The organism is Aeromonas sp. FDAARGOS 1405, from assembly GCF_019048265.1.
In the GTDB taxonomy this organism is placed as follows: domain Bacteria; phylum Pseudomonadota; class Gammaproteobacteria; order Enterobacterales; family Aeromonadaceae; genus Aeromonas; species Aeromonas veronii_A.
On sequence record NZ_CP077311.1, the window covers coordinates 4,353,129 to 4,380,103 of the forward strand.

The following is a 26,975-nucleotide window of genomic DNA, read 5'->3' on the forward strand; positions in this document are numbered from 1 at the left end:
GCAAGAACAAGCTGGAGACAATATTTCGATGACGCACGCATCCGTAGTTGATGTGCTGACCGGTAAATATGCGGTTGGCACCACCCTGACTGTACGAGGGTGGATCCGGACTCGCCGTGATTCCAAGGCGGGGATCTCATTTTTGGCCATTTCCGATGGCTCCTGTTTCCATCCGGTACAGGCCGTCGTCCCCAATACCCTGGCCAATTACGAGAATGAAGTGCTGCGTCTGACCACCGCCTGCTCCGTGGAAGTGACTGGCATCATCGCCGAATCCCAGGGCAGCGGCCAGGCTTTCGAACTGCAGGCCACCGATGTGAAGGTCGTCGGCTGGGTCGAAGATCCCGATACCTACCCGATGGCCGCCAAGCGCCACAGCATCGAGTACCTGCGTGAACAGGCTCACCTGCGCCCGCGCACCAACATCGTGGGTGCCGTGACCCGGGTTCGCCACTGCCTGGCGCAAGCTATCCACCGCTTCTTCCACGAAGAGGGCTTTGTCTGGGTTGCGACCCCGCTCATCACCGCCTCTGATACCGAAGGGGCCGGCGAGATGTTCCGTGTCTCTACCCTGGATCTGGAAAACCTGCCGCGTACCGACGCCGGCAAGGTGGACTACAACGAAGATTTCTTCGGCAAAGAGGCCTTCCTGACCGTATCCGGCCAGCTGAACGCCGAAACCTATGCCTGCGCCCTCTCCAAGGTCTATACCTTCGGGCCGACCTTCCGCGCTGAAAACTCCAACACCAGCCGTCACCTGGCCGAGTTCTGGATGGTTGAGCCGGAAGTGGCCTTCAACAATCTGGAAGATAACGCCGCCCTGGCCGAAGCCATGCTGAAGTATGTCTTCAACGCCGTCCTGACCGAACGTCGCGACGATCTGGAGTTCTTTGCCCAGCACGTAGACAAGGATGCCATCGGCCGTCTGGAGCGTTTCGTCGCCTCCGACTTCGCCCAGATTGATTACACAGATGCCATCGAAGTGCTGAAAAACTGCGGCAAGAAGTTCGAGTTCCCGGTCTCCTGGGGCATCGATCTCTCCTCCGAGCACGAACGCTATCTGGCCGAGGAGCACTTCAAGTCTCCGGTGGTGGTGAAGAACTATCCGAAAGATATCAAGGCCTTCTACATGCGCCTCAACGACGACGGCAAGACCGTTGCCGCGATGGACGTACTGGCACCGGGCATCGGCGAGATCATCGGTGGCTCCCAGCGTGAAGAGCGTCTGGAGGTACTGGATGCCCGCCTGGCCGAGATGGGCCTGAAGCAGGAAGATTACTGGTGGTATCGCGATCTGCGCCGCTACGGCACAGTCCCGCACTCCGGCTTCGGTCTGGGCTTCGAGCGTCTGGTGGTTTACGTGACCGGTATGGGCAACGTCCGCGACGTGATCCCGTTCCCGCGAACTCCGCGTACCGCCGAGTTCTGATCAGCGGCATATTGCCACTACATTGCAAAAGCCGTCCTCAGGGTCGGCTTTTTTATTACCCCCGTTATGGGTAATACTCAGAACCAATCGACACAAGGAATGGGTCGTTCATGGGATATCGTCGGCTTCTGACACTCTTGCTGCTCTGGCTCCCCCTGCAATTGCGGGCAGAACCCGTGCACCTGACCACCCTGGAGTGGCCCCCCTATACCAGCCAGCATCTCCCTGATGGTGGCCTTACCGGCCATATCGTCAAGCGTGCATTTGCCGAAGCGGGGCTGGAGGTTCAGTTTGACTTCTACCCCTGGCATCGAGCCATGTTGCTGGCATCCGATCCCGCCCAGCACTACAGCGGCTACTTCCCCAAATACTTCGCCGATGATCTGGATAAACGGTGGCATATTTCCACCAGCGTGGGCAGTAGTGTGCTGGGCATGGCGCAGCAAGCCGGCCCCCCTATCCACTGGCAGCGACTCGAAGATCTCGCTTCCTACCGGATTGGGGTCGTCGCAGGTTATATCAATACCCGTGAATTTGATGCCCTGATGGCCAGCAAGCGCCTCAACACCTTTGCCGTGGACGACGATCACCTCAACCTGCGAAAATTGCAGCGCGACCGGCTCGATCTGGCCGTGATCGACCGGGATGTTTTCTACTGGCTCACCTATCACGATGACAAACTCCACCCCGAACAGCTGCAGTTCAACCCGAAGATCCTCGGGTACAAGAGCCTGCACATCATGTTCCGTCCCGATCAACAGCAACTGCAACAGCGAGTGAACAATGCGCTAGCCAGACTCGATATCAAGCAGCTGAGCGAACAGTATCAGCGTCGCTATCTGCTATCAGCACCCGCCCCCCGATGAGCAGAGTCGCAGAACACCCCATTTGTCAAAAAAGATATCTTTAACCCGTGTTTTTACAGCCTCTTCTCCCCTGACCCGGGCCTTTTTCCACAACTTCCTTACCAACGCATTCCCCATCACAACGCCTCTGGTTGCACTCTGATGGGCTGGCCCCGAGTGATACCACTTGGTGACAAAAATGATGTTTTTGTTAGTACGTGGTTTTTAAGTGGTTTAATCAAAAATTCATCGAGTTATTGAAGTAACTCAATTTTTTCACTTTTTCAGGGGAGCAGAATAGCAACTAACCCTTTCGGGCTAAATAAAACAGACAATGACAATTCATGGTTCAGGCTACCCGCGGCAATATGGGTTGAATCACACGAGGTAACGGAATGATCTTGATGGAATTTTTAGTGGTACTCGGCTGCTTGCTGCTGGGTACCCGCTTTGGGGGCATGGGACTCGGTCTCATCAGTGGTATCGGTCTCTTCCTGCTGACCTTCGTCTTCGGTCTGGTTCCGGGCGAACCGCCTGTTCAGGTAATGCTGACCATTCTGGCGGTGATCGGCTGTGCCGCCACCCTGCAGACTGCCGGTGGCCTTAACCTGATGATGCAAGTGGCCGAGCGTCTGCTGCGCCGTCACCCGCAATACATCACTATCCTGGCGCCGCTCACCACCTGGACCCTCACCTTCCTGTGCGGTACCGGCCACGTGGTCTACACCATGTTCCCCATCATCGCTGACATCGCGCTGCAAAAGAACATCCGTCCCGAGCGCCCGATGGCTGTCGCCTCCGTTGCCTCCCAGATGGCCATCTGCGCCTCCCCGGTCTCCGTTGCTGTGGTCTCCATGGTCTCCATTCTGGCGGCTGGTCACGGTATCGGTCAGGCTTACGGCCTGCTCGACATCCTGATGATCGCCATCCCCTCCTCCCTGACCGGTGTCATCGTGGCAGCCCTGTGGAGCCTGCGTCGCGGCAAGGATCTGGACAAGGACGAAGAGTTCCAGGCCAAGATCAAAGACCCGGAGCAGCGCGCCTTCATCTACGGCGGTGGTGAAACCCTGCTCAACACCAAGTTCCCGAAAGAGGCCTACTGGTCTACCTGGATCTTCTTCGCCGCCATCGCTGCCGTGGTATTGCTCGGCGCCAACGAAGGTCTGCGTCCGGTGTTCACCATCAAGGACAAGACCGGCCCGCTCTCCATGAACCTGGTGATCCAGATGATGATGCTGATCGCCGGTGCCATCATCCTGATGCGCTGCAAGGTCAAGCCGGGCGAGATCGCCAACGGTGCCGTCTTCAAGGCAGGTATGGTCGCCATCTTCTCCGTGTTCGGGGTGGCATGGATGAGTGAGACCTTCTTCCAGGCCCACATGCCGCTGCTCAAAGAGACCCTGGCCCATGTGGTACAGGCCCAGCCCTGGACCTACGCCCTGGTGCTGTTCCTCATCTCCAAGCTGGTAAACAGCCAGGCCGCTGCCCTCACCGCCATCGCCCCCATGGGTCTGGCGCTGGGTGTGGAGCCGAAGCTGCTGATCGCCTTCCTGCCGGCCAGCTACGGCTACTTCGTGCTGCCGACCTACCCGAGCGATCTGGCCTGTATCGGTTTCGACCGCTCAGGCACCACCCGCATCGGCAAGTTCATCATCAACCACAGCTTCATCATTCCGGGGCTAATCGGGGTGGTGACCTCCTGCTCGCTGGGCTTTATCCTCACCAGCATCCTGCTCTAATCGCAGTCGCGTTTACCACGCCATTGCAATACAGGCCCCCGCTTCGGGGGCCTGCTTTTTTCCCGCTCAGTGACCCCAACCATTTCCCCGCCGCCATTTCCGGACACTATGCCTTTACCTCTGCCCCCGCCGCTGGGTAGCATGCCCCCTCGTTCACCACCGGAATCTCATCCATGTCTCGCGTCATCCTGCTCTGGAGCGGTGGCAAAGATGCCATGCTGGCCCTCTGTCATGCTCGCCAAGCGGGCCATCAGCTGGTGGCACTGGCCACCTTTGCGCCGCCTGAGCCCCGATTTCTCGCTCACCCCTTGCCGCTGGTGCGCCGTCAGGCGGAAGCCCTCGGGCTGCCCCATCTGCTGGTCACCATAGAAGCGCCGTTCGATCTCGGTTATGAGCGGGCACTGGCACGGCTCAAGGAGGAGTGGCAACTCGATGGCGTGGTCACCGGCGATATCGACAGCGTGGGCGGTGCGCCTAACTGGATCCGCGAACGCTGCCGCCCGCTCGGGCTCACCGTCCACACCCCGCTCTGGCAGCAACCTCGTCAAGCCTTGCTGGCGGATATGCTGGCGCGTGGCATCGTCGCCCACCTCTCCTGCGTCGATACCCGGATACTGGCCCCCGAGTGGACTGGACGCCCCCTCGATGCCGCCACCCTCTGCGAGCTACAACAACTGGCCGAGCGCGAGGGCTTCGATGCCTGCGGCGAGCAGGGGGAGTACCACACCATGGTGACTGACGGCCCGGGCTTTGCCGCCCCGCTGCGCCTCGATGGCTGGCAGGTAGCACGGCAGGATCATCTGGCCTATCTGGCTGAGCCACAGGGGTAACGGCCTCAAGCCATCTGGCGCGCTCGTTCAGGGACGCGCGAAAAATCGAGATAAAAAAAGGGAGGCAACAGCCTCCCGTTTGGAGTGGAGCGGACCAATTTTGAGCGGGCCATGATGACCCGAACAAGGGATAAACCGGCTTATTTCGCCAGCTTGCCCAGCACCCGCTGCAGCAGGCGGATGCGCGGCTCGATGCTCTCCAGCAGCAGGAATTCCGCCTCCGAGTGAAAACCGCCCCCCATGGGGCCGAAACCATCGAGGGACGGCACCCCCGCGGCGGCGGTAAAGTTGGCATCCGAACCGCCACCGGCCTCCAGCCAGTTGAAGGAGATCCCCTCCTCTTTCGCAGCCGCCTCCACCAGCGCCATCACAGCTTCTGTATCGCCGCTCGGGCGCATCGCCGGCTTGAAGGTCTGGCGATCCACCTCGACCCGACAGCCCGCAAGGAAGGGGTTGTTGGCCATAAAGGTGAGCCGCTCGTGCACCGCAGCGGCCTCTTCGTTGCTCCAGAAGCGCAGATCGACGATCGCCTCGGCAAAGTCCGGCACCACGTTGACACCGGTGCCGCCCTGTACCACGCCAACGTTCATGGTGGTGCCCGTGGTCATGTTGACCTGCTCGTTGATGGCCAGCACCCAATGAGCGAGTTCTGTAATGGCAGAGACCCCTTCGGTCAGGGCCGAACCGGCGTGGGACGCCTTGCCGTGGAAGGTGATGCGGTACTTGGCATTGCCCTTGCGGGCGCTGATGAGATCCCCGTTGGGACGGGCTGCCTCGGCCACCAGCACGCAGCCGCTCTGTTTGGCTTTTTTCACCAGCCAATCCTTGGACCAGGGGGAGCCAATCTCTTCGTCGCAGTTGTAGCAGACCAGCACCTTGAGCTTGGCAAGCAATGCCGGGTCCATCTCTTTGAGGGCATACCAGATAGAGAGCAAGCCGCTCTTCATGTCCGAAACGCCGGGGCCAAAGGCTTGATTGCCTTCGATTTTCAGCGGGCGCTTGGCCGCCGTCCCCTCGGGGAAGACGGTATCCATGTGGCCGCACAGCATCACGTCGTAGTGATCTGCACCCGGCGCATTGGTGATCTCGAGGCAGGGGCCGCACTCGGCAGCAAACTGGTGGCGAGTCACCTGCCAGCCGATGGCCTCATATTTCTCGGTCATGATGTCGGCCACTTTCGCTACCCCGGCCGGGGTGCGAGTACCGCAATCGAGGTTGATGAGCGGGGCCAAATCGGCCAGATAGTTATCGAGGGAAAACGGGCTCTTTACAACTGTCATTATCTTCTCCATGCAACAATCAGCATTGATGGCCGATCGTCTATTGCAACAATGCGACACAGTGAGAAAAAGGCGGGCAGCCATGCCACCCGCCCGACCGGTAAATTCCAAACACCACTACATAACCCACATCACTACATGAACAGCAGATAGTTGAGGGTCAGCGCCGTCACCAGCGCCCCCGCCATCGGCACGCTGGTGCGCTTGACCACGGTAAAGGGCGATACCTTGGCAATCCCCGCACAGGCGATCAGCACAGCCGCGATGGGAGAGACGGTACGGCCGATACTGGAAGCGAGCTGCATCGGCAGCAGCATGGTCACCGCCGGTACGCCAAACTTGGCCGCCACCGCCGGTGCCAGGGTCGAGAAGCTGAGGAACGCCGCGTTGCCGGAGCCCATGATGACCGCCGCTACCATGATCAGCGCCACCATCACCAGGGTCATCAGGCCGCTGCCGATACCGGCATTGCTGGCAGAGTGCAGCAGGGTATCGATGGCGCCGATGGCCTTGAGGGATTCGGCAAACAGCTCGGCACAGACGATGAGCGCCACCACGGGGCCAAACACCTTGCCCATACCATCGAGGAAGCTCGACAGCCCGGCAAACGCGGTACGCACCGAGCGGCTACGCAGCAGCTCGCACAGCATACCGATAAAGACCGACAGCAGCATGGCCACCTCCACGCTCATCTTGATGTCGCTCACCAGCAGCTTGGAGAAGGTCATCATCAGCACGAAGGGGATGATCGGCAGCAGCGCATACCAGGTGGGCGCCTGCACGCTCTCGGTGCCCTGCTCGTCCAGCTCGGCGTGATCGCCGCGATGGAGCGCCGGATCCCAGCCATCCTTGCGATCGCAGTGACGCTGCCAGAAGAAGTGCAGCACCATGGTCACCAGCAGCATGGGGGCCACCAGCCAGATCTGGTAGTCAACGAAATAGCTGGTCGGATCCATGCCGGATTGACCGGCGGAGAAGATGGCGTTGGTCTGGGTTGGGCCAATTTCAAACGCCTGGGAGGTGGCGATGACGCCACAGGCGGAGGCCGGGCTGATGCCGAGGTTGCGCATCACCGGATACATGGTGACCATCAACAGCAGGCCAAGGCCGGTGGCGGAGGTGACGAACAGGGAGACGAATACCGCCACCAGATAACAGATGGAGAGCATCAGGTAGCTGGACTGGATGCCCGCCACCGGCTTGACCGCCACCCGCACCAGCGCCTGGGAGGCCCCGATATGGGACATGTAGGTGGCAAAACCCGCCACCGCCATGATGGTGAGGCCGAGCCCCGCCGCGCGGTAGGAGAAGATCCCCTTGAACACTTCGAACAGGTCGAACAGGGCGAAGCCGGTGCTCTTGTCAGCGGGGAGAATGGGGTGCAGCCCCAGCCAGTAGGCCACCGCAAAAATGGCCATGCCCGCCAGCGCCAGCACCGCCTGCGGGTTGTAATCCTTGATGATGCCGTAGACCACGGCAACCAGAACGAGCAAGACGAATAAAAGTTCCAATATTCACTCCTGATAAATTTATCGAAGAGCGAAATCTAGTGATCTGACCACTGTTTGCCTTTGATCCCTATCAATAAAGGTGCCGTCACCGTGATTCATTAGCATAATATGTCGGCCATGTAACAATTTTTCGTTATTTCAACTACCGGAAAACCTTTATCACCCCATATCCGGGAATTGTGTGACGCGACTCCCCTCTTTTTTGCGTTGGATCAACATCTGACGGCGCCGAACTGGCGAAGATGCGCTTCGACACATAGCGACCATTTCGCGCCGGAGAGAGTTATGACAAGCCAAGCCACCGCAGGTGCTTCGACCTGCGACTACAAGCTGTGGGACATCCTCGTCGAGTCTGCAAAGGAACGCACTACCATTCGTTACTCCAAACTGGCCAAGCAGGCCGGGCTGGAGCAGTGCCAGGATGAACTGCGCACCCTGCTGCAGCGCATCCGCATGTACTGCACCGAAAACAACCTGCCGATCCTCTCCGCCATCGTGGTGGACGACGTGGGCAAATACACTGGCCTCTCTTCCAGCCTGCCTGATGCACCCTGGGAACGGGCCCGGGTCTTTGACCATGAGTGGACCACCCTGCACTGATTGAGGTGCTTGATAATGCAGACCAAAACGCGCCCGCTGGCGCGTTTTGGCTATCTGGCGTTTGCCCCCTTCTCTTTTTCACCTGCAATAGCGGCTCTTCTCCCGCAATACCCAACCCCAGCGGGCACGCCAGCCCCACTGCTTCTGACCTTGAGCTTAAGATCGCCGTTCAGGTGTGACCAGTTCCGGTAAAACCCGCGAGCCGGACCATCGGCGTTGCCATGGGATTGCCACAATGCCAGAATCGGGCCCTTGCACTCTGTTGATTCGGATTTTCGGGCACGGCCACGGCCAGTGCCCACAAGAGAAGGACTCCCCATGGCCATCACCCTCTATGGCATCAAGAACTGCGACACCATCAAGAAAGCCCGCAAGTGGCTGGATGAGGCCGGTATCGACTACCGCTTTCACGACCACCGCGCCGATGGCCTGAACCCGGACGATCTGGACAGCTGGCTGGCAAAACTCGGCTGGGAAGCCCTGCTCAACAGCCGCGGCACCACCTTCCGCGCCCTGCCGGACGAAGCCAAACAGGGGCTCGACACCGCCAAGGCGCGAGCCCTGCTGCTGGAACAGCCGGCCATGATCAAGCGCCCGCTGCTCGACCGTGACGGCGAACTGACCCTGGGTTTCAAGGCTGATCACTACCAATCCCTCTTCTCCCGTTAAGGACAACTAAGGACAACTGATGTCGGATGTCATCGCACTGGCCAAGGATCTGATCCGCCGCCCCTCCGTTACCCCCCTCGATGAAGGGTGTCAGACCCTGATGGCGGAGCGCCTCGCCAGGATCGGGTTCGTTATCGAGCCCATGGTGTTTGAGGACACCACCAACCTCTGGGCCCGTCGTGGCAGCGAGGGGCCACTGTTCTGCTTCGCCGGTCACACAGACGTGGTGCCCGCCGGGCCGCTGGACAAATGGCACACCCCGCCGTTCGAGCCGACCATCAAGGATGGCGTGCTCTACGGCCGTGGCGCCGCCGACATGAAGGGCTCGCTGGCTGCCATGGTGGTGGCGGTCGAGCGCTTCGTGGCCGAGAATCCGGATCACACTGGGTCCATCGCCTTTCTCATCACCTCCGATGAGGAGGGGCCCTTTATCAATGGCACCACCCGGGTGATCGACACCCTGGAGGCCCGCAACGAGAAGATCCGCTGGTGCATCGTCGGTGAGCCCTCCTCTACCGCCGTGGTCGGGGATGTGGTGAAGAACGGCCGCCGCGGCTCCATCACCGGCGATTTGCTGGTGCGCGGGGTGCAGGGCCATGTGGCCTATCCCCATCTGGCTGACAACCCCATTCACAAAGCCGCGCCAGCGCTGGCGGAACTCGCTGCCACCGTGTGGGATGAGGGCAACGCCTACTTCCCCCCCACCAGCTTCCAGATCGCCAACATCTCGGCCGGTACCGGCGCCTCCAACGTCATTCCGGGCGAGCTGCAGGTCCAGTTCAACTTCCGCTTCAGTACCGAACTGACCGACCTGGATATCCGCGAGCGGGTCGAAGCGTTACTGGATAAACATGGCCTCGATTATCAGCTGAGCTGGACCCTCTCCGGCCAGCCGTTCCTCACCGACACCGGCGCGCTGCTCGATGCCGCTGTGGCGGCCATCGAGGCGGTGAACGGTCAGCGACCGGCCCTGCTCACCACTGGTGGCACCTCGGACGGGCGCTTTATCGCCCCCACTGGCGCCGAGGTGATCGAGCTTGGCCCCGTCAACGCCACCATTCACAAGGTGAACGAGTGCGTGAAGGCGGACGATCTGGATCTGCTGGCGGACATGTACCAAGGGGTGCTCGAGAGATTGCTGGCATGACGCAGGAACAACTGCTGGGGCTCGACGAGAGCCACCTTATTCTGGTGGGGCAAGGCCCTCATCGTCTGACCGCCGCCACCGCGGCGGTCTTCAACGACATGCAGGTAGCCGCCGCCCACGCTGGCTTCAATCTGCAACCGGCCTCCAGCTGGCGCAGCTTTGATCGCCAGCTCGCCATCTGGAACGGCAAGTGGCGCGGCGAACGGCCACTGCTCGATGCCAACAGCCAGCCCATCGATGCCCTGCAACTGAGTGACGAGGCGCGGCTGCACGCCATTCTGCGCTGGAGCGCCCTGCCGGGTACCAGTCGCCACCACTGGGGTACCGATCTCGACATCTACGACCCGGACTGCCTGACCGCCGACACCAAGCTGGCGCTGGAACCGTGGGAGTATGAAGAGGGGGGCTGGTTTGCAGATCTCAGCGAGTGGCTAAACGACCATATGAGCGACTTTGGCTTCTTCCTCCCTTATGCCAAACCGGTCGGGGCGGGGAGCGGGGTCGCTTACGAGCCCTGGCATATCAGCTTCGGGCCCGAGTCCCGTGCGCAGCGGCTCGACCCGACGGCGCTGGCATTTTGCCTGCAACAGGCGGATATTGAAGGCAAGGCGACCATATTGGCCAACCTTGATGAAATTTTGGACCGTTATGTCACCACCAGTCCTGACGAAAGGAAAATCCCATGAATCTCTGGCTGTGGATAGGGTTGCCGCTGCTGTTCCTGCTCGGGCTGTTTCTCAATGCCATCAAAGACATGAAACGGCTGGAGAAGCAGTTGCCCAACTACAAGGACAAGATCCGCGAAGTAAAGGATGACGAGGACGACTGAGTCCCGCTCCATCCCGTGGGGAGCGCCCTTGTGCTCCCCTCTTCCTCTGCCGTGTCATTTCGCTTTTCCCCGCCCGCGCCTCCCTGCGCATCCCGATATCGATGCACCTTTTACACTGCTTTCGTTAACCCCGTCACAGTCAGAATATAGCGTGGCCATGAGGCAAAAAATGTAAAAAAGTGCAAATTGATGCACAAATAAGCCACACAAAGGGGACCTAACTGCATATAATGTGCCTACTTTGCACATTACCAAGAAGGAGTTCGCCCTTGGATGCCGCTACCATCAACAGTTTCTTTCTTGTCGCTGCCCTGTTGGTGGGAGCCAGCGTACTGTTGAGCGCACTCTCTTCCCGCCTCGGCATTCCCATTCTGGTCATTTTCCTCGCCGTCGGCATGCTGGCGGGTGAAGATGGTCCAGGTGGCATCCACTTCGCCGACTACTCCGTCGCCTATCTGGTAGGCAACCTGGCGCTAGCCATCATTCTGCTTGACGGCGGCATGCGCACCCGGGTCTCCTCGTTTCGGGTGGCACTCTGGCCAGCCTTGTCGCTGGCCACGGTCGGGGTGGCCATCACCACCGGCCTGACGGGTCTGGCCGCCGCCTGGCTGTTTGACCTCAACCTGATGCAGGGGATGCTGATCGGAGCCATCGTCGGCTCCACCGATGCGGCGGCGGTCTTCTCCCTGCTCGGCGGGCGCAGTCTCAACGAGCGGGTGAGCGCCACCCTGGAGATAGAGTCAGGCAGCAACGACCCCATGGCGGTGTTTCTCACCGTCACCCTGATTGAGGTACTTGCAACCGCCCAGCAGGGGCTGGATGGGGGCTTCCTGCTGCTGCAACTGGTCAAGCAGTTTGGCCTTGGTGCCGGGATCGGCCTTGGCGGCGGCTGGCTGCTGTGGCGCCTCATCAACACCGCCCGCCTGGCCCCGGGGCTCTATCCGCTGCTCACCGTCAGCGGCGGCCTGCTCATTTTTGCCCTCACTACTGCCGTAGGCGGCAGCGGCATTCTTGCCATCTACCTCACCGGTCTGTTGCTCGGCAACCTCTCCCTGCGCAGCCGTAGCACAACCCTGTCGGTACTGGATGGACTGACCTGGCTCAGCCAAATCGGCATGTTTCTGGTGCTGGGGCTGCTCGCCTCGCCCCACAAGCTGCTACCCATCGCCCTGCCCGCACTGGCGCTGGCAGCCTGGATGATCCTGTTTGCCCGCCCGGTGTCGGTCTGGATTGGGCTATTGCCGTTCAAGAACTTCGCCCCGCGCGAGCGCTGGTTTATCTCCTGGGTTGGCTTGCGCGGCGCCGTGCCGATCATTCTGGCGGTGTTCCCCATGATGGCAGGACTGCCCAATGCCCAGCTCTACTTCAACGTCGCCTTCTTCGTGGTGCTGGTCTCGCTGATTTTGCAGGGTAGCTCGCTGCCGCTGGCATCAAAACTGGCGCGGGTGGAGGTACCGGCACCGCCGTCGCCCATCAACCGCTCGGGGCTCGAGATCGATCTCGACAGCCAGTGGGAGACCTTCGTCTACCAGCTGGGGGAGGAGAAGTGGTGCATCGGCTCGCCGCTGCGGGATCTGCAGATGCCCGCCGGCACCCGGATCTGCGCCCTGTTTCGTGGCAGCGAGCTGCTCCACCCCTCGGGTAGTACCTGTCTGCAGGCGGACGATATCCTTTGCGTCATCGGTCACGAACGTGACCTCCCCGCCCTCGGCCAGCTGTTCAGTCAGGCGCCGGAGCAGGATCTCGGCCCCCGCTTCTTCGGCGACTTCCTGCTGGAAGCGGCGGCACGACTGGTGGATCTCGCCCCTCTTTACGGGCTGGATGTGAGCGAGGTGGCGGATCAGACACTGGGTGATTTTATTGCCAGCCAGTTGGGCGATAATCTGGTGGTCGGTGACAACATCGAATGGCAGGGCCTGATCTGGACCGTGGCCGAAATGGACGAGAGCGTGCCGAGCAAAATCGGGGTGCGCTTTCAGGAAGAGGACCCGGTCTGACCGACCGTCCCGTATCAAGTCCCCAGCAAGAAGGGAGAGCGTTATGCCATATCAAAGTTTGCTGTCCGGCCCCCTGCCCCCCGCTGCCAATCTGGGGGTCATTGAAGGTTTTTTTGGCAAGGGATGGAGCTGGCAGGCCCGCGCCCGCTACGCACAGTGGCTGCCACGCCACGGTTACGGCTTCTATATCTATGCACCGAAAGAGGATGGCTATCTGCGCAAGCACTGGGCCCTCCCCTGGCCCGAGCAGCAGCTGGCGGATCTCGCCGAGCTGGCGCGCCAGTGCCGCGCCAACGGGCTCGCCTTCGGGGTGGGCTTAAGCCCCATGGGGGCCCATCACGACTACGATCGCAAACGCTCGGCGCTGCTTGAGAAAGTGCGCCTCATCGACGAGATGCTGCAGCCCGATATTCTGGCAGTTCTGTTTGACGACATGAAGGGGGATACCCCGGATCTGGCACGTCACCAGCTCACCATCGCCCACGACATCGCGGCCCACAGCAAGGCGACCCGCCTCATCTTCTGCCCCAGCTACTACTCGACCGATCCGGTGCTGGAGAAGGTGTTTGGCGCCATGCCTCCCCGCTATCTGGAGGAGCTTGGCGAGCAGCTCGATCGCCGTTTCGAGATCTTCTGGACCGGCCCCAAGGTCTGCTCCAGCGAATATCCGGCCAGCCACCTCAAGCAGGTGACCGAACTGCTCGGCCGCAAGCCGTTCCTGTGGGACAACTACCCGGTCAACGATGGCAGCAAGGCGAGCAGCTACCTGCACCTGCGCGCCTTCGAGAATCGCCCTGCCGAGCTGGCAGAGCTGGTCTCCGGCCACGCGGTCAACCCGATGAAACAGGCGGCACTCTCCGCCCTGCCCCTCGCCACCCTGCCAATGAGCTACCGGCTCGGCAAGCAGTACGACCCCGACAAGGCGCTGCATGCCGCCCTCAACGCCACCTGCGGCCCGCAGATCTCGGCGATGATCGAGGCCGACCTGCCGCTGTTTCAGGATCTGGGGCTGGCCCAGCTCACCCCCGAGCAGATTGCCGCCCTCAAGGCGCGCTATCTGCCGTTTCGTGACCAATCCTGCGTAGACGAAATCGTGCGCTGGCTGGACGGGGAGTATGTGTTCGACCCCGACTGCCTGACCGATTAAACCACCCCTGCGGGGGGCAGAAAGGAGGTTGTATGGATGCACACCTGCTTTACCAGAATCTGGCGGTGATCGCTGCCTTCTTGCTGATCTACAGCCTGATCGCGGGGCGCTTCGAATCAAAGCTGGTCAACGGCCCCCTGCTCTTTCTGCTGACCGGCTGGTTGCTGGGGCCTGGCGGGCTGGAGCTGCTCTCCCTCTCTATCGACAGCGCCGGCATCAAGCTGCTGGCCGAGCTGACTCTGGTTATCGTTCTGTTCAACGATGCCGCCAATACCAACTGGCAAGTATTGCTGGCCAACCGGCAGCTCCCCATCCGGCTGCTAATGATCGGCCTGCCACTGACGCTCATCGCCGGAGCCCTGTTTGGTCACTGGATCTTCCCCGACCTGCCACTGCTGGAGATGGCCATCCTCTCCACCATTCTTGCCCCCACGGATGCGGCGCTCGGCAAGGCGGTGGTGAGCAACCCGGCCGTACCGGCGCCACTGCGCGAAGGGCTCAATCAGGAGAGCGGCCTCAACGACGGCATCTGTGTGCCTGTGCTGCTTCTGCTGCTGGCCCTTATCGCCCCCACAGAGCAGCACGCAGGCACAGCCACGCTGGCCATCACCCTGATGCTGGAGGAGATCGGCATTGGCCTCCTGGTCGCTTTTGTACTGACCAGCCTAACCATACGGCTGCTGAAAATCTCCTATCTCAACGGCTGGCAACTGCCGCTCTGGCGCCAGCTCACCATGCCGGGGCTGGCCCTGCTCTGCTTTGCAATGGCCCAGACTCTCGGAGGGAGCGGCTTTATCGCCGCCTTCGTTGGTGGCCTGCTAATGGGACGCCGCCTGGGCGAGCACAAGCACGCCTATATGGACAGCTGCGAAGGCTACGGCGACCTGCTCTCCGTGGTGATCTGGATGGTGTTTGGTGCCACCCTGATGCCCATCCTGCCCGAGCTGCTGCACTGGCAATACTGGCTCTATGCCATTGCCAGCCTCACCCTGCTGCGGATGGTGCCGGTCTGGCTGAGCCTCATCGGCACCGGCCTCAAGCCCGAGCTCAAGCTCTTTATCGGCTGGTTCGGGCCGCGGGGCCTTGCCAGCATCGTCTTTGCAGTGATGGTACTGCAAAACCAGCCTGCTCTTATCGGCCAGCGGCCCATCATCGCCACTGTGCTCTGCACCATCATATTGAGCGTCGTCCTGCACGGCCTCACCGCCAACCCCTGGGTCGAGCGTTTCAAATCCCGCTGAGCTACTCGCCCATAAAAAATGCCACCGACCGGTGGCATTTTTCTTTGGTGGCATGGGTCACTGACGGCTCTTAACCGAGCGCCAGCCAGACCCCCACTCCCAACATCAGGGTACCGGCGATGCGGTTCATCAGGGTGACGTTGCCGCTCTTGGCGAGGAAGTGGCGCAGGGTGCGGCCGCCGCTGGCGTAGAGCAGCAGGCAGGAGAATTCGATGACCAGGATCAGCGCCACCAGCGCGCTGATCTGCGGCGCCATCGGCTTGTCGGCGGAGATAAAGGGGGGCAGCAAGGAGATCATAAAGGCCCATCCCTTTGGGTTGGCAATGGCGGTGACAAAGCCCTGCACCGCCAGCCCCATGGCGCTGGTCTGCTGACCGGCCGAGAGATCCGCCGGAATGGCCATCTTCCCCTTGGCCTGCCACATCTGGATACCTAGCCACACCAGATAGGCGCCACCTACGTATTTAAAGGTGGCGAAGATCCCCGGATAGTTGAGCATGATGGCAGCGACCCCGATCACCGACAGCACCGAGACCAGGCCGACGCCGATCAGCTCCCCCCACATCATGTGCAGGGTGCGACGCACACCCAGGCTCATCCCCAGCGTCATCGACAGGGTCATGCACATGCCGGGGGTCACCGAGACAAAGAAAAAGGTCGGAATAAACAGAGCCAGAATGGCCGGATCGATCCAGCTGGACACAGCACACCTCCATATGACGAGAGCGAGAAATCACGAAAACGGGACAGGGTTGACGCAACCCGGCCAGTTGTACCACATATTCAGGGGATTAAGCGCTCAATCATGCCTATATGGCGCCTTTCGCACAAGGAAAAACCTTTTCTTCAGCAAATTTCAGCAATAAAAGACTGTGACAGCTCCTGACGTAGATGTGTAATATGTCAGCTCCTCCCATTTCGGATTAGAGCCATTTATGTCATTGAATAATCTATCAATACGTGTCCAGGTCCTGATACCGCTGCTGCTGGCCAGCCTGCTGATGATGGTAATGATCGCCATCAGTAAACAGGGGCTGGACGATGCCATCCGTGACATAGATGAGACGACCCAGAGCGTAGTCCGGCACAAGGACGATATTGCCACATTGATCCACACCACCTACCGGCTGCGCACCAGCGCCATCTATGGCCTCTACGATGCCAAGCTGTTTGCCGCACTGCCCGCGAACCTCAACAGCGCCGAGCAGGAGATCAATGCCATTCTCGGTCGCTTGGTTGTCCCCGGTGCCGAGCAGGATAACCGTCAGGTTGCTGCCGCCCTGCAGGCCTACCTCAGCCACACCCGAAATAATATGCTGCCGTTACTGGCAGAAAAGCATCAGGGAGGTGGCGATCCGGTCGCCTACGAGGCGGCCCGCCTCCATTTCCGCGAACTGGGTGAGCAGCTGATCAAACAGATCGACAGTATGTCCGCCCACATCAACCAATTGATCCAGCAAGAGCTGGCCGAAGAGCAGGCTCACTATGACGCCACCCTGCTACGTACCCTGCTGCTCACCGCTGGTACCCTGCTGGCGGCGCTGATCTGCGGCTGGGTCCTCTCCGGTCGCATCGTCAGCCCCATCGGTCAGCTGCAAGAGGTGATGCACGCCGTGGCGCAAGGGCGCTTCAACGTGCGCGCCAAAGCGGAGGGCAACAACGAGCTGACCCGTCTGGCCAAAGATATCAACCTCACTCTGGGGCAACTTGGTAGCACCATCGAGAACCTGACCGGGATCAGCAACAGCGTCGCCTCCGCCGCCACCGAGCTGGCCGCCGTGATGACCCAGTCCGAGGCCAATGCAAAGCAGCAGCACAGCGAGATCGAACAGGTCGCCTCCGCCGTGACCGAACTCTCCAGCACCGCTGACAACGTCAACCACAACGCCGCTATCGCCGATGAGCTGGCGCGGGAGGCCAATGGCAGGGTTGAACAGGGGCTCGCCCTCTTTACCGAAAGCATCGCAGCCAACAGCCGGATGGCAGGCAGCCTGGAAGATGCCGCCGCCATCGTAGCCCAGCTCAAATCCCAGTCCGAGCAGATCGGCAAGGTGATTGAAGTGATCCAGGGGATCTCCGAGCAGACCAACCTGCTGGCGCTCAATGCTGCCATCGAAGCGGCCCGTGCCGGCGAAACCGGACGCGGTTTTGCCGTCGTCGCCGACGAAGTGAGAATGCTGGCAGCCCGTACCCAGGACTCCACCAAGGAGATCCAGGCCATCATCGAGCGGCTGCAGAGCCAGTCCCAATCCGCCAACAACGGCGTGCAGGAAACCCTGGAGATCCTCGGTCATAACCAACGCCTGTCAGCTCAGGTGCAGGATCTGCTGAGCGGCATTACCGGTGCAGTACGCCAGATCAACGACGCCAACGCCCAGGTCGCCACTGCCGCCGAGGAGCAGTCCTGCGTCACTGCCGACATCAACCGCAACATCACCAATATTCACGAGATCGTGAGCCAGAGCTCCGCCGGCATCAGCCAGAGCGCCTGTGCCAGCAACGAACTCTCCCAGCTCGCCGAACAGCAACGCAAGCAGCTGGCCCAATTCCAGCTGTAAGCGCACAACGTGGATCAGACAAAAAGGCCCGCAAGGGCCTTTCTTGTTGATGGTGCAATGGCTTTGTCTCTGTTTTAAACGCCATTTTTTGGCTTGCGGAGCCATAAGGGGCTGGGCTGAGGGGGCAAATGTGAGTATGGTAGAGGCACGTCACTTCCCCTCACGTGAGAACACCATGAGCCTGAGATTCAAGAAACCCGCCTTTATTGCCCTTGGGCTCATCGCCCTCATTTCTGCCGCCTGGCTCGACTACTACCTGCCAGAGCACACCATCGCCACCATCACCGGGGTCGAGGTGAAGCGCACCGACAAGGATGGTCCCATCAGCCAGAAGAACCCGGCTGACGGCCCGACCACCGACGTCTACTACATCTATACCGAACGCCCCGGCGAGAAGATCCGGGTGTTCAGAAATGAGGATACCGAGTGGGGCTGGCCCTTCTACTTCAAGTTCAACGCCGCCGACGTGCAGGCCAAGGCCAAGTCGATGGAGTTTGAAAAGCGTCTGGCCATCATTACTTCCTACGGCTGGCGCATCAACATGTTCTCCATGTTCCCCAACGTCACCAAGATTGAGAGTACCGAGCCTGATGCTTCCACCTGGAGCTTCTTCCGCTGGTTCTGGTTCGGTCTCTGGGCACTGGTGATGGGCAAAGCCGCCATCGCAACCTGGCGCTACTTCGATCGTCTTGAGGACGAGATATGAGCGAGCCGAGCAAGACCCGCACCAGCTTCTACCGGCGGCTCTACGTGGCCTGGCTGATCAGCCAGGGCACGGATACGGTGCCCGCCATCATGGAGGCGACCGGCATGCCACGCCGCACCGCGCAGGATACTCTAAGCGCGCTGGCCGAACTCGATATCAGCTGCGCCTTCGAGCAGACCGAGGGGGCGCGCCACCTGCAGGGGCACTACCGCATCAGCGACTGGGGCCCCATCAATCCGGCGTGGATCAAGGCCCAGCTGCCGCTTATCAAAGAGACGCTGAGCTATCCCTGATCCGGGAACTGCTCTGCAATCACACCCAGCGTTGAATTAAAGAGGGGCCAGCCGGCAAGGCTGGCCCCTCTTTTTTCAGGCCGATGGTGTGGTAGGTTGCCCTACTCGGGCAATGCCGAATCCTCAAGCTCCCCGTCAGACTCGCCACGGGTGCAGTCGATGATGGATCGCTTGGGGTTGTTGGGGTCGCGCAGCAGCAGGGGCGCCACACCCTCGTCATGCTTCTGCTCGTCGCCAAACTCGCTGCCGTAGGCGTTATGGGTCAAGCGGCGGGCGTTGGCGATGGGGGTATCGACAAACAGGGCGTGCACTTCGAAGCTGGAGGCGGGCACGATAAAACCGACCACCGGCAGGCCGTGCAGCTCCTCGTGCACCTTGTACCAGGCAAAGCCGTCGCTCACCTTGTAGGGGGTGTAATTGGCCAGTTGTAGATTGGCGGCCCTGCCCGTCTCATTCACATAGAGATCGGTAAATTCACAGGTCGCCAGCCCCTGCCACATCCGCTCGAATGGCGTCGCACAGCCTGTCAGTTGCAACCCGGCCAGCAGCGCCAAGCCTCTCTTCCACATTCCCCGCCCCTTCTTGCAAAAATGAACCGGCGCTCAGTCAAACGCCCGCAGCCGCGTCACCAGCAGATCGATAAAGCCCGGACGATCCAGCCCCAACAATACCAGCGCATTGGCTGGCTTGCCGGTCAGACCATAACGATCCACCACCGTCATCCCCACGGTATGCTCCCCCCGGGTCTCGATATCGACCCGGCACTCGACCCCGTGGAACAGCTCGGGAGCCAGCAACCAGGCAATGGTACAGGGGTCGTGCAGCGGCGCGCCAGCAAATCCCCACTTGGGATCCCGATGGTAGATCATGAAAAAGTCGAGCAGCCCGGCCACGCACTGGGCCACCGGATTGGTGATGGCGCGCACCCGCTCGATATCCTCGTCCATCACCTGCGCCTCGTGGGTCACATCGAGGCCGCACATGGTGATGGGAATGCCCGACTTGAACACCATATCGGCAGCTTCCGGGTCCACATAAATATTGAATTCCGCTGCTGGTGTCCAGTTGCCGGCCCCTGCGGCGCCCCCCATCAGCACGATGCGGGCAATCTTGCTCTTTAGCTCGGGGTGAGCAGCCAACAGCAGGGCGATGTTGGTGAGCGGGCCGGTCGGCACCAAAGTCACGGGCTCCGGGCTCTCGCGCAGACATCTGGCCATCAGCGCGATCCCCGTCATCCCCTGCGGTGCAAAGGCGGGATCCGGCAGTTTGGGGCCATCGAGACCCGATTCGCCGTGAACGTTGTCGGCGATGATCAGCTCGCGGGCCAGCGGTTTCGGTGCCCCAGCCGCCACCGGAATATCGTCCCGCCCCAGCAGGGTGAGGATGCGCAGGGCATTGTTGAGGGTCTTGTCCGGCGTCTGGTTGCCCGCGCTGGTGGTAACTGCCAACACGTCAAGTTCAGGGCTGGCAAGCGCCAGAATGAGGGCGATGGCGTCGTCGTGGCCGGGATCACAATCGAGAATAACGGGCAGTGCCATGGGATGAGTCCTTACAACATAACAGGGAGCCATACCTTAACAAGCAAGCCTCGGATGAACTCGGGAAGGGGTCACAAAACGGGGCCTTGTTGCTGACCAGGGCGGTTTGCACGGCACACCGCCTCTCTCAATGCGGCTCATTATCAAAAGATTGCATGACGTCATTCCGTTCATTTTCCGAGGCTGCGCACCACCCATTCGCCCGGCCGCGCCGGTTCGGGTATGATCGCACCCTGTTTCCAGCCTGTGCCACCTATGTCCGTTATCGTCGACACCTTTATCGCCCCGCCCTGCAAGGCCTCCATCGAGATCCTGTTCGAGGATGAACACCTGCTGCTCATCAACAAGCCGAGCGGCCTGCTGAGTCTGTCAGGCAAGAACCCGCAGAACCTCGACTCGGTTCACTATCGACTGGTGCAGGATTTCCCCGGCTGCACCCTGGTGCACCGCCTAGATTTTGGCACCTCAGGCATCATGGTGGTGGCCAGAAACAAGGCCATCAATGCCCTGCTCTGCCAGCAGTTCAGTCAGCGGGCTGTGAGCAAGGCCTACAGCGCCCTGCTGTGCGGTCATCTGATTGACGACGAAGGAGTTATCGACGCCCCCATCGCCAAGGATCCGGCCCTCTTTCCGCTGATGAAGATTTGCGCCGCCAGTGGCAAACCCGCCCGCTCCCGCTATCAGGTGATTGAGCTGCTGGAGTTGCAGATGCAGGGGCAGACCGTGCCTTTGACCCGGGTACGACTGCTGCCGGAGACCGGCCGAACCCATCAGCTGCGGATCCACAGCGAGCTGCTGGGCCACCCCATCCTCGGCTGCGATCTCTATGGCGGCCAGCTGCCGCCAGGCTGCGAACAGGCGCCGCGGCTGATGCTGCACGCCAGTGAACTCGATTTTGTTCATCCGGTCAGCGGCGAACCGATGCAGATCCGCTGTGAGGCGCCCTTTGCACAAGCGCTGGCGACCATGACAAGGCAACCGGGGTAACCTGGAGTAGGGAAACAAGGGGCGGGCAAGCAGAAGAGGGGCAAAGCGGTAAACGGCGGATAAAGATAGGGGCCGTGCTTTCGCAACGGCCCCCACCCCCCACTCTTTGTGGTGCTATCAGATCAGCTTGCGGGCAGCGCCCAGTACGATCTTGATGGCATCAGATTCGGTCTTCGCCATGGTTTCGGCGTTCGGGATCTCTTGCTGGGTACGGTTGACGATAACGCCAGCCACCATACCGGCACGCAGGCCCTGGCTGGAGCACATGGTCAGCAGGGTTGCAGATTCCATTTCATAGTTCAGCACGCCCATGGCTTGCCACTCTTTCATGGAACCTTGGAAACGGCTCACTACGCGGCCGGATACGGTATCGTAACGCTCCTGACCCGGGTAGAAGGTGTCAGAGGAGGCGGTCACACCGATGTGCAGCTTGGAGCCCATCTCTTTGGCGGTGTTGACCAGTGCGGTGGTGCAGTCGAAGTCAGCAACAGCCGGGAACTCCATCGGAGCGAAGTGCAGGCTGGCACCGTCGAGGCGCACGGAACCGGTGGTCACGATCACGTCACCCACGTTCAGGTGCGGCTGGATGGCGCCAGTGGTGCCGATACGCAGGAAGGTGCGGATACCCAGCTGGGCCAGCTCTTCCACTGCGATGGAGGTGGACGGGCCACCGATACCGGTAGAGCAGATGATCACGGCCTTGCCGTCCATCTCGCCGCGCCAGGTAGTGAATTCACGATGGCTGGCCAGGTGCACCGGGTTATCCAACAGCTCTGCGATACGCTTCACGCGCTCGGGGTCACCGGGGACGATCGCCAGGGTGGCGCCTTGCAGATCCGCTTTCTTCAAACCCAAGTGAAATACATCAGACATAGTGGACTCCTGGTTGCCCCCTGCCAGCATGGTCAGGGCACAAGTTAAGATGATTCTTTATGATACTTTCAAGCCTTTACCCCCCTCTTCGGGGAGGCGCCAACTATGGTCGAAAGCGCTTTCCAATTCCTTGAAGCGCCTCACACTTCCACGCATTGACAGTGACAAACATTTCGCAAAACGTTTGCTAACTCAATGAAATAATTGACAAACGTTTTTCTACAAATCGAGTCAGATGCGAGAAAGTCAAGCCTGGTTCAGCGCTTAATTAACGACTCGTGATCGACCCCGTAAAGTTGTAAACAAGATGCTTTTGTATCCCTTTCTAGATGGTAGCCTAGCTCTCAACTACCACTTAATGGCTAACTATAGGAAGTCCATCATGGCTACATTCAAGTTCTATATTCCCGCTATCAACCTGATGGGTGCCGGCTGTCTGCAAGAGGCCGCCGCCGATATCAAGGGTTACGGCTATCGCAAGGCGTTGATCGTCACCGACAAAATTCTCAACCAGATCGGCGTGGTCGCCAAGCTCACCACCCTGTTGGCTGAACATGGCATTGAAAGCGCTGTTTTCGATGAGACCAAACCCAACCCCACTACCAGCAACGTCGAAGCGGGTCTGGCCATGATCAAGGCCAACGGCTGCGATTGCGTCATCTCGCTGGGTGGCGGCTCGCCCCACGACTGCGCCAAGGGTATCGCGCTGGTCGCCGCCAACGGTGGCAGCATCAAGGATTACGAAGGGGTGGATCGCTCCGCCAAGCCACAGTTGCCGCTTATCGCCATCAACACCACCGCCGGTACCGCCTCCGAGATGACCCGCTTCTGCATCATTACCGACGAAGCGCGCCACGTGAAAATGGCCATCATCGACAAACACGTTACCCCGCTGATGTCGGTCAACGACCCCGAGCTGATGCTGGCCAAGCCAGCCGGTCTCACCGCCGCCACCGGTATGGATGCCCTGACCCACGCCATCGAGGCCTATGTCTCCACCATCGCCACCCCGGTAACCGATGCCAGCGCCGTGATGGCCATCGAGCTGATTGCCAAGCACCTGCGCACCGCCGTTCACCATGGCGATGATCTGCACGCCCGCGAGCAGATGGCCTATGCCCAGTTCCTGGCCGGCATGGCCTTCAACAACGCAAGCCTGGGCTATGTGCACGCCATGGCCCACCAGCTGGGCGGCTTCTATGACCTGCCCCACGGTGTCTGCAACGCCGTGCTGCTGCCCCACGTTCAGGCGTTCAACGCCCAGGTTAGCGCGGCTCGTCTGAAGGATGTCGCCCGCTACATGGGGGTGGACGTGAGCGCCATGAGCGACGAGCAGGGCGCCGCCGCTGCCATTGCCGCCATCAAGCAGCTGGCGCTGGATGTGAAGATCCCGGCCGGGCTGGAGCAGCTCGGCGTCAAGGCCGATGACTTCGATACCCTGGCCAGCAACGCCCTGAAAGATGCCTGCGGCTTCACCAACCCGAAACAGGCGAGCCACGAAGAGATCGTCGCCATCTTCCGCGCTGCAATGTGATTGTTGCCTGATTGCCAGAAAGGGTCGCAGTGCGACCCTTTTTATTGGCTGATGGATCAATGGCTTTTTACTTCCGTGGAGGGAGTCGGTATGATTTGCCGAGCCAAAAAAGACTGTATGGATGATCTGAACTCGATATGCGGATGAAACACCTGATTGCCGCGGCCTTGACCGCCCTCACCCTCTCCGGTTGCAGCCTGGTCTATCGTATCGATATTCCCCAGGGCAACTATGTGGAACAAAAACAGGTCGACAAACTGCGCCAGGGGATGACCCGCGAGCAGGTCAGCTATGTACTGGGAACCCCCATGCTGCGTGACGGCTTTGATCCCAACACCTGGTACTACCTCTATGAGTTCCAGCCGGGGCGCGGTGAGAAAGAGCGCAAGGAGCTCACCGTCACCTTCGCCAATGACAGGCTGACCACAGTGACGGGTGACTTCCCGCTGCCAGCAGCTTTCAATACCCCGCTCTGATATACCGCAAAACCGGCCTCGCGCCGGTTTTGTTTTATCCAGCCTCCGCACTATGTATCCTGCCCGTTATCCTGTCAGGGAATGTCGTGTCATATCCTCCCATTGCAGCTGCCTGCAAATTGACTGATGCTGATCAGAACCATCATCGAATGAAACCGGGAGAACACCATGAGCCGGATCCTGATTGCCGGAGCCAGCGGCCTGCTCGGTCGCGAACTGGTGCAGCAACTGCCTGCCGAACATGAACTGACCCTGCTCTGTCGCAAGCCGGGCAAGGAGGCGCACCACTGGCTACCGGTCAATTTTGATGATCTGGCCAGCGTCACCCTCTCCCGCCCGGTGGATATCGCCTTCTGTGCCCTCGGTACCACCCGCAAGGAAGCGGGCTCTGCCGAGGCGTTTCGCCGGGTCGATCTCGACTATGTGGTCGCCTTTGCCGAACTGGCCCGCCGCCACGGTTGTCAACGGCTGATCGTGGTCTCGAGCATGGGAGCCAGCGCATCGTCCCTGGCTCTCTATCCGCGTACCAAGGGAGAGATGGAGCAGGCCCTGCTGGCCCAATCCTGGCCACGGCTCGCCATCGTGCGGCCCGCCATGCTGCTCGGAGATCGCCAGCCACCGCGCCTCTCCGAGCAGATCTTTCAGACCATCTACCCGCTGTTTCGGCCGCTGCTGGTGGGCAAGCTCGCCCGCTGGCGCGCCATCGAGGCCCGTCAGGTGGCCCGCGCCATGATCGCCCTCTCGAAACTGCCCGCCGGGTGCGAGATTGTCGAAAACGAGCAACTGCTGGCTCTCTGAACCCGACCTTCCCCACTCCTTAAGCTCTATGCCGTAAAAACAGCAGGGCAAGCCAATTGGCTTGCCCTTTGTCTATCTGTTGGCGTGATACTCCCCAACCATCTATTGCCACCATTGACCGCGCTCGGCAGTCAGGGCAACCGCCATCAACCGCGAATATGGTCGATAAAGGCGTCGATCTGCTCGCGGGTGCAGGCGGGGTTCATAAAGACGGCCTTCTCCCCTGCGATGTAGGAATATTTGCCCCGTGCGTCATAGTCGGAATGGGCCACAGCCTCCACCCAGTTGGTATAGAGCCCCACCTTGCCGCGCCCCTTGAACAGGCTGCGGTGGTAGTCGGTGTTGCGCTGCAGTCGCGCCTTGTAGGCAGGGTCGCTGGAGCGGGCCAGCTCGAAGGCAAATTCGGCCTCCGGATCACTCACCCACTCGGGGTTGTAGATCTTGAAGCCGACGCTCGGCCCCTGATTCTCCTGTGCCACCAGCTTGACGTTGCCAAGCTGACTCAGGCGATAGCGGAAGTAGTTGGCATTTTGCAGGCAGTGGGCCAGCACGATGCGATACCCCTCGACCCCCATGTAGTTGAGCGCCGCATAGGCACCAAACAAACCGCTCGCACCGCGGGAACACTCGATGGTGGATTGCAGGTGGGTCTGGCCCTGAATGTCCCGCTCGAAGTAGGAGAAGTTCTCCGGGTCATTCTCCATCGCCTTGAGGTCATCCTGCTCCTTGAGCATCACCAGACTGGAGGTGTAGGGCACATAGCCCCACTTCTGGAAGTCGACGGTGAAGGAGTCGGCATATTTCAGCTCGGCAAAGCGCGCCACGTTGCGCTCGATCCCCGCCAGAGTGGCGCTGTTGATGGCGAGCGGGTTGGCGGCAAAGTCGTAACCCAGGAAGAAGATCATCGACCAGCCGATGGCGGCATCGACGTGGATATGGGGTTTGACCGCCACCTCAAACTGCTCGCACAAGCGATTGCGCAGTTCGAACACGGGTTTCACCTGATCCACCCCGAAGGTGTCGGTGGTGCCCATGGTGAGCATGATGGTGGGCACCACGTGTTTCAGGGCAAAACAGGCGGTCAGGGTGCGCTCGAGATGGTCGAGATCGATGTCGTTGTTCTCGCCGACCTGAATGCGGATAGTCTTGTTCTCGATATCGACCCCGAGCAGGGAGAGGTTGGTGATGTTGGAGTAGTGACCGCCCTGGGAGTTGATGATGCGGTAATCCTGATAGTGGCCGAGCCCCTTGTGCTTGGCCTCGGGCAGGCTTTTGCGAATGCCGAGCAGGTAGCCGTAGAGGTTACAGAAGGTCCCCCCCTGGGTGAAGATGCCGGTGGCCCGCTCGGGGTCATAGCCTGCCAGCAGCGCAATCTGGCGCACCACCTTCTTTTCCAGCTCCTCGGCGACCCCGGCGTATTCGGAGTAGACCAGATTGGGGTTGGCCAGAATGCCCAGCTGGGCACCATAGATAGCGGGATCCGCCGACATGGTGATGACGTTCTCGACGCTGGAGGGATTCTCCCAATCCTTCGACAGGGCGGCGGCAAACAGCAGCTCGGCCATGGGTTCGCCCGGGGTACGCATGGTGGCGGGCACCGGCATGGTCTCGCAGAGATCGGCCAGGCGGGCACGGCCATCAGGCCAGGCGTTCAGGCGGGCATCGGGGGCCAGGCCACGGGCCCGAAATTCGTTGAGGGTGGCAAATCCGGGTTCGCGAAAAACGGGCCAGAGATCGGGATTGCGCGAGAAAAAGTTGGCTTTGACGGTGGCGAAACGGGCGGAGAAATCGGGATGGACGGCATTGACGCTTTCGTCTTGCAGATAAACTAAGTCACTCATTTTTATACCATTAGTACAGCAAGTGTGCGGCCGTTATACCCCTGTACCAGTGGGGCCGACAGTGACAATATCTAATGGCCTACCCTACTTTTTGTCATGTATCAGCC

At 60.4% G+C, this 26,975-nt stretch carries 26 protein-coding genes; 19 read left to right on the plus strand and 7 right to left on the minus strand.

Annotated elements, in window-relative coordinates; genetic code table 11:
* Positions 1 to 28 precede the first annotated feature (28 nt).
* From asnS to I6L35_RS19890, 4 genes are all read left to right on the plus strand, one after another.
* Positions 29 to 1,429 carry an asparagine--tRNA ligase gene (asnS, locus tag I6L35_RS19875; protein WP_216979129.1) on the plus strand — a complete coding sequence of 467 codons (1,401 nt, stop codon included), beginning with the start codon at positions 29 to 31 and terminating at the stop codon, positions 1,427 to 1,429.
* Between the two features lie 110 nt (positions 1,430 to 1,539).
* Positions 1,540 to 2,295: an ABC transporter substrate-binding protein gene (locus I6L35_RS19880; RefSeq protein WP_216979130.1), complete on the plus strand. Its 756-nt coding sequence runs from the start codon at positions 1,540 to 1,542 to the stop codon at positions 2,293 to 2,295.
* A 374-nt stretch (positions 2,296 to 2,669) separates the two neighbouring features.
* On the plus strand, positions 2,670 to 4,013 hold the full coding sequence (locus tag I6L35_RS19885) for an anaerobic C4-dicarboxylate transporter (RefSeq protein ID WP_005337916.1): 1,344 nt from the start codon (positions 2,670 to 2,672) through the stop codon (positions 4,011 to 4,013).
* 173 nt (positions 4,014 to 4,186) lie between these two features.
* Positions 4,187 to 4,843: an adenine nucleotide alpha hydrolase gene (locus I6L35_RS19890; protein WP_216979131.1), complete on the plus strand. Its 657-nt coding sequence runs from the start codon at positions 4,187 to 4,189 to the stop codon at positions 4,841 to 4,843.
* Positions 4,844 to 4,983: 140 nt separating this feature from the next.
* Here I6L35_RS19890 and I6L35_RS19895 read toward each other — a convergent pair whose 3' ends face one another.
* Positions 4,984 to 6,123 carry a M20 family metallopeptidase gene (locus I6L35_RS19895; protein ID WP_216979132.1) on the minus strand — a complete coding sequence of 380 codons (1,140 nt, stop codon included), beginning with the start codon at positions 6,121 to 6,123 and terminating at the stop codon, positions 4,984 to 4,986.
* Between the two features lie 134 nt (positions 6,124 to 6,257).
* Positions 6,258 to 7,634, minus strand: a complete 1,377-nt coding sequence (dcuC, locus tag I6L35_RS19900; RefSeq protein WP_005350454.1) for a C4-dicarboxylate transporter DcuC — start codon at positions 7,632 to 7,634, stop codon at positions 6,258 to 6,260.
* Positions 7,635 to 7,919: 285 nt separating this feature from the next.
* Between dcuC and I6L35_RS19905 the strand changes: the two genes are divergently transcribed.
* The 8 genes from I6L35_RS19905 to I6L35_RS19940 all read left to right on the plus strand — a co-directional run bounded on the left by I6L35_RS19905 (position 7,920) and on the right by I6L35_RS19940 (position 15,264).
* Positions 7,920 to 8,234: a hypothetical protein gene (locus I6L35_RS19905; RefSeq protein ID WP_005337929.1), complete on the plus strand. Its 315-nt coding sequence runs from the start codon at positions 7,920 to 7,922 to the stop codon at positions 8,232 to 8,234.
* Between the two features lie 318 nt (positions 8,235 to 8,552).
* Positions 8,553 to 8,903, plus strand: coding sequence for an ArsC family reductase (locus tag I6L35_RS19910; protein ID WP_216979133.1), 351 nt, complete (start codon positions 8,553 to 8,555; stop codon positions 8,901 to 8,903).
* Positions 8,904 to 8,922: 19 nt separating this feature from the next.
* On the plus strand, positions 8,923 to 10,050 hold the full coding sequence (gene dapE / locus I6L35_RS19915) for a succinyl-diaminopimelate desuccinylase (RefSeq protein WP_216979134.1): 1,128 nt from the start codon (positions 8,923 to 8,925) through the stop codon (positions 10,048 to 10,050).
* Positions 10,047 to 10,736, plus strand: coding sequence for a M15 family metallopeptidase (locus tag I6L35_RS19920; RefSeq protein WP_216979135.1), 690 nt, complete (start codon positions 10,047 to 10,049; stop codon positions 10,734 to 10,736). Before dapE ends, I6L35_RS19920 begins: the two co-directional genes overlap by 4 nt.
* Positions 10,733 to 10,879 carry a hypothetical protein gene (locus I6L35_RS19925; RefSeq protein WP_005337933.1) on the plus strand — a complete coding sequence of 49 codons (147 nt, stop codon included), beginning with the start codon at positions 10,733 to 10,735 and terminating at the stop codon, positions 10,877 to 10,879. The genes I6L35_RS19920 and I6L35_RS19925 overlap by 4 nt, the downstream gene beginning before the upstream one ends.
* 269 nt (positions 10,880 to 11,148) lie before the next feature.
* Positions 11,149 to 12,876, plus strand: a complete 1,728-nt coding sequence (locus I6L35_RS19930) for a potassium/proton antiporter (RefSeq protein WP_216979136.1) — start codon at positions 11,149 to 11,151, stop codon at positions 12,874 to 12,876.
* Positions 12,877 to 12,919: 43 nt separating this feature from the next.
* Positions 12,920 to 14,023 carry a beta-N-acetylglucosaminidase domain-containing protein gene (locus I6L35_RS19935; RefSeq protein WP_005350443.1) on the plus strand — a complete coding sequence of 368 codons (1,104 nt, stop codon included), beginning with the start codon at positions 12,920 to 12,922 and terminating at the stop codon, positions 14,021 to 14,023.
* A 32-nt stretch (positions 14,024 to 14,055) separates the two neighbouring features.
* Positions 14,056 to 15,264, plus strand: coding sequence for a sodium:proton antiporter (locus I6L35_RS19940; protein ID WP_216979137.1), 1,209 nt, complete (start codon positions 14,056 to 14,058; stop codon positions 15,262 to 15,264).
* A gap of 70 nt (positions 15,265 to 15,334) precedes the next feature.
* On the opposite strand, the gene I6L35_RS19945 is transcribed toward I6L35_RS19940, so the two are convergent.
* A complete protein-coding gene (locus I6L35_RS19945; RefSeq protein WP_216979138.1) occupies positions 15,335 to 15,967 on the minus strand; it encodes a LysE family translocator in 633 nt (210 codons plus the stop codon).
* Between the two features lie 232 nt (positions 15,968 to 16,199).
* On the opposite strand from I6L35_RS19945, the gene I6L35_RS19950 reads away from it, so the two are divergent.
* From I6L35_RS19950 to I6L35_RS19960, 3 genes are all read left to right on the plus strand, one after another.
* Positions 16,200 to 17,822 carry a methyl-accepting chemotaxis protein gene (locus tag I6L35_RS19950; protein WP_216979139.1) on the plus strand — a complete coding sequence of 541 codons (1,623 nt, stop codon included), beginning with the start codon at positions 16,200 to 16,202 and terminating at the stop codon, positions 17,820 to 17,822.
* Positions 17,823 to 17,997: 175 nt separating this feature from the next.
* Entirely contained in the window at positions 17,998 to 18,528 is a 531-nt protein-coding gene (locus I6L35_RS19955) for a DUF1523 family protein (RefSeq protein WP_005344342.1), read from the plus strand.
* The gene (locus I6L35_RS19960; RefSeq protein ID WP_005344341.1) at positions 18,525 to 18,821 is read left to right on the plus strand and encodes a helix-turn-helix domain-containing protein; all 297 of its coding nucleotides are present in this window, start codon (positions 18,525 to 18,527) and stop codon (positions 18,819 to 18,821) included. Before I6L35_RS19955 ends, I6L35_RS19960 begins: the two co-directional genes overlap by 4 nt.
* Positions 18,822 to 18,922: 101 nt before the next feature.
* Here I6L35_RS19960 and I6L35_RS19965 read toward each other — a convergent pair whose 3' ends face one another.
* Positions 18,923 to 19,390 carry a hypothetical protein gene (locus I6L35_RS19965; protein WP_216979140.1) on the minus strand — a complete coding sequence of 156 codons (468 nt, stop codon included), beginning with the start codon at positions 19,388 to 19,390 and terminating at the stop codon, positions 18,923 to 18,925.
* A gap of 33 nt (positions 19,391 to 19,423) precedes the next feature.
* Positions 19,424 to 20,359 carry a pyrimidine-specific ribonucleoside hydrolase RihA gene (gene rihA / locus I6L35_RS19970; protein ID WP_216979141.1) on the minus strand — a complete coding sequence of 312 codons (936 nt, stop codon included), beginning with the start codon at positions 20,357 to 20,359 and terminating at the stop codon, positions 19,424 to 19,426.
* Between the two features lie 222 nt (positions 20,360 to 20,581).
* On the opposite strand from rihA, the gene I6L35_RS19975 reads away from it, so the two are divergent.
* Positions 20,582 to 21,346, plus strand: coding sequence for an RluA family pseudouridine synthase (locus tag I6L35_RS19975; protein WP_216979142.1), 765 nt, complete (start codon positions 20,582 to 20,584; stop codon positions 21,344 to 21,346).
* A gap of 117 nt (positions 21,347 to 21,463) precedes the next feature.
* Here the strand turns inward: I6L35_RS19975 and udp are convergent, their stop codons facing one another.
* Positions 21,464 to 22,219: a uridine phosphorylase gene (udp, locus tag I6L35_RS19980; protein ID WP_005337975.1), complete on the minus strand. Its 756-nt coding sequence runs from the start codon at positions 22,217 to 22,219 to the stop codon at positions 21,464 to 21,466.
* A 382-nt stretch (positions 22,220 to 22,601) separates the two neighbouring features.
* Between udp and yiaY the strand changes: the two genes are divergently transcribed.
* The 3 genes from yiaY to I6L35_RS19995 all read left to right on the plus strand — a co-directional run bounded on the left by yiaY (position 22,602) and on the right by I6L35_RS19995 (position 25,027).
* The gene (gene yiaY, locus I6L35_RS19985) at positions 22,602 to 23,753 is read left to right on the plus strand and encodes an L-threonine dehydrogenase (RefSeq protein ID WP_005359322.1); all 1,152 of its coding nucleotides are present in this window, start codon (positions 22,602 to 22,604) and stop codon (positions 23,751 to 23,753) included.
* A gap of 137 nt (positions 23,754 to 23,890) precedes the next feature.
* Positions 23,891 to 24,229 carry an outer membrane protein assembly factor BamE gene (gene bamE, locus I6L35_RS19990; RefSeq protein WP_005344334.1) on the plus strand — a complete coding sequence of 113 codons (339 nt, stop codon included), beginning with the start codon at positions 23,891 to 23,893 and terminating at the stop codon, positions 24,227 to 24,229.
* 168 nt (positions 24,230 to 24,397) lie between these two features.
* Positions 24,398 to 25,027 carry an NAD(P)H-binding protein gene (locus I6L35_RS19995; RefSeq protein ID WP_216979143.1) on the plus strand — a complete coding sequence of 210 codons (630 nt, stop codon included), beginning with the start codon at positions 24,398 to 24,400 and terminating at the stop codon, positions 25,025 to 25,027.
* A 146-nt stretch (positions 25,028 to 25,173) separates the two neighbouring features.
* Here the strand turns inward: I6L35_RS19995 and I6L35_RS20000 are convergent, their stop codons facing one another.
* Positions 25,174 to 26,868, minus strand: coding sequence for a pyridoxal-dependent decarboxylase (locus tag I6L35_RS20000; protein WP_216979144.1), 1,695 nt, complete (start codon positions 26,866 to 26,868; stop codon positions 25,174 to 25,176).
* Between the last annotated feature and the right edge of the window lie 107 nt (positions 26,869 to 26,975).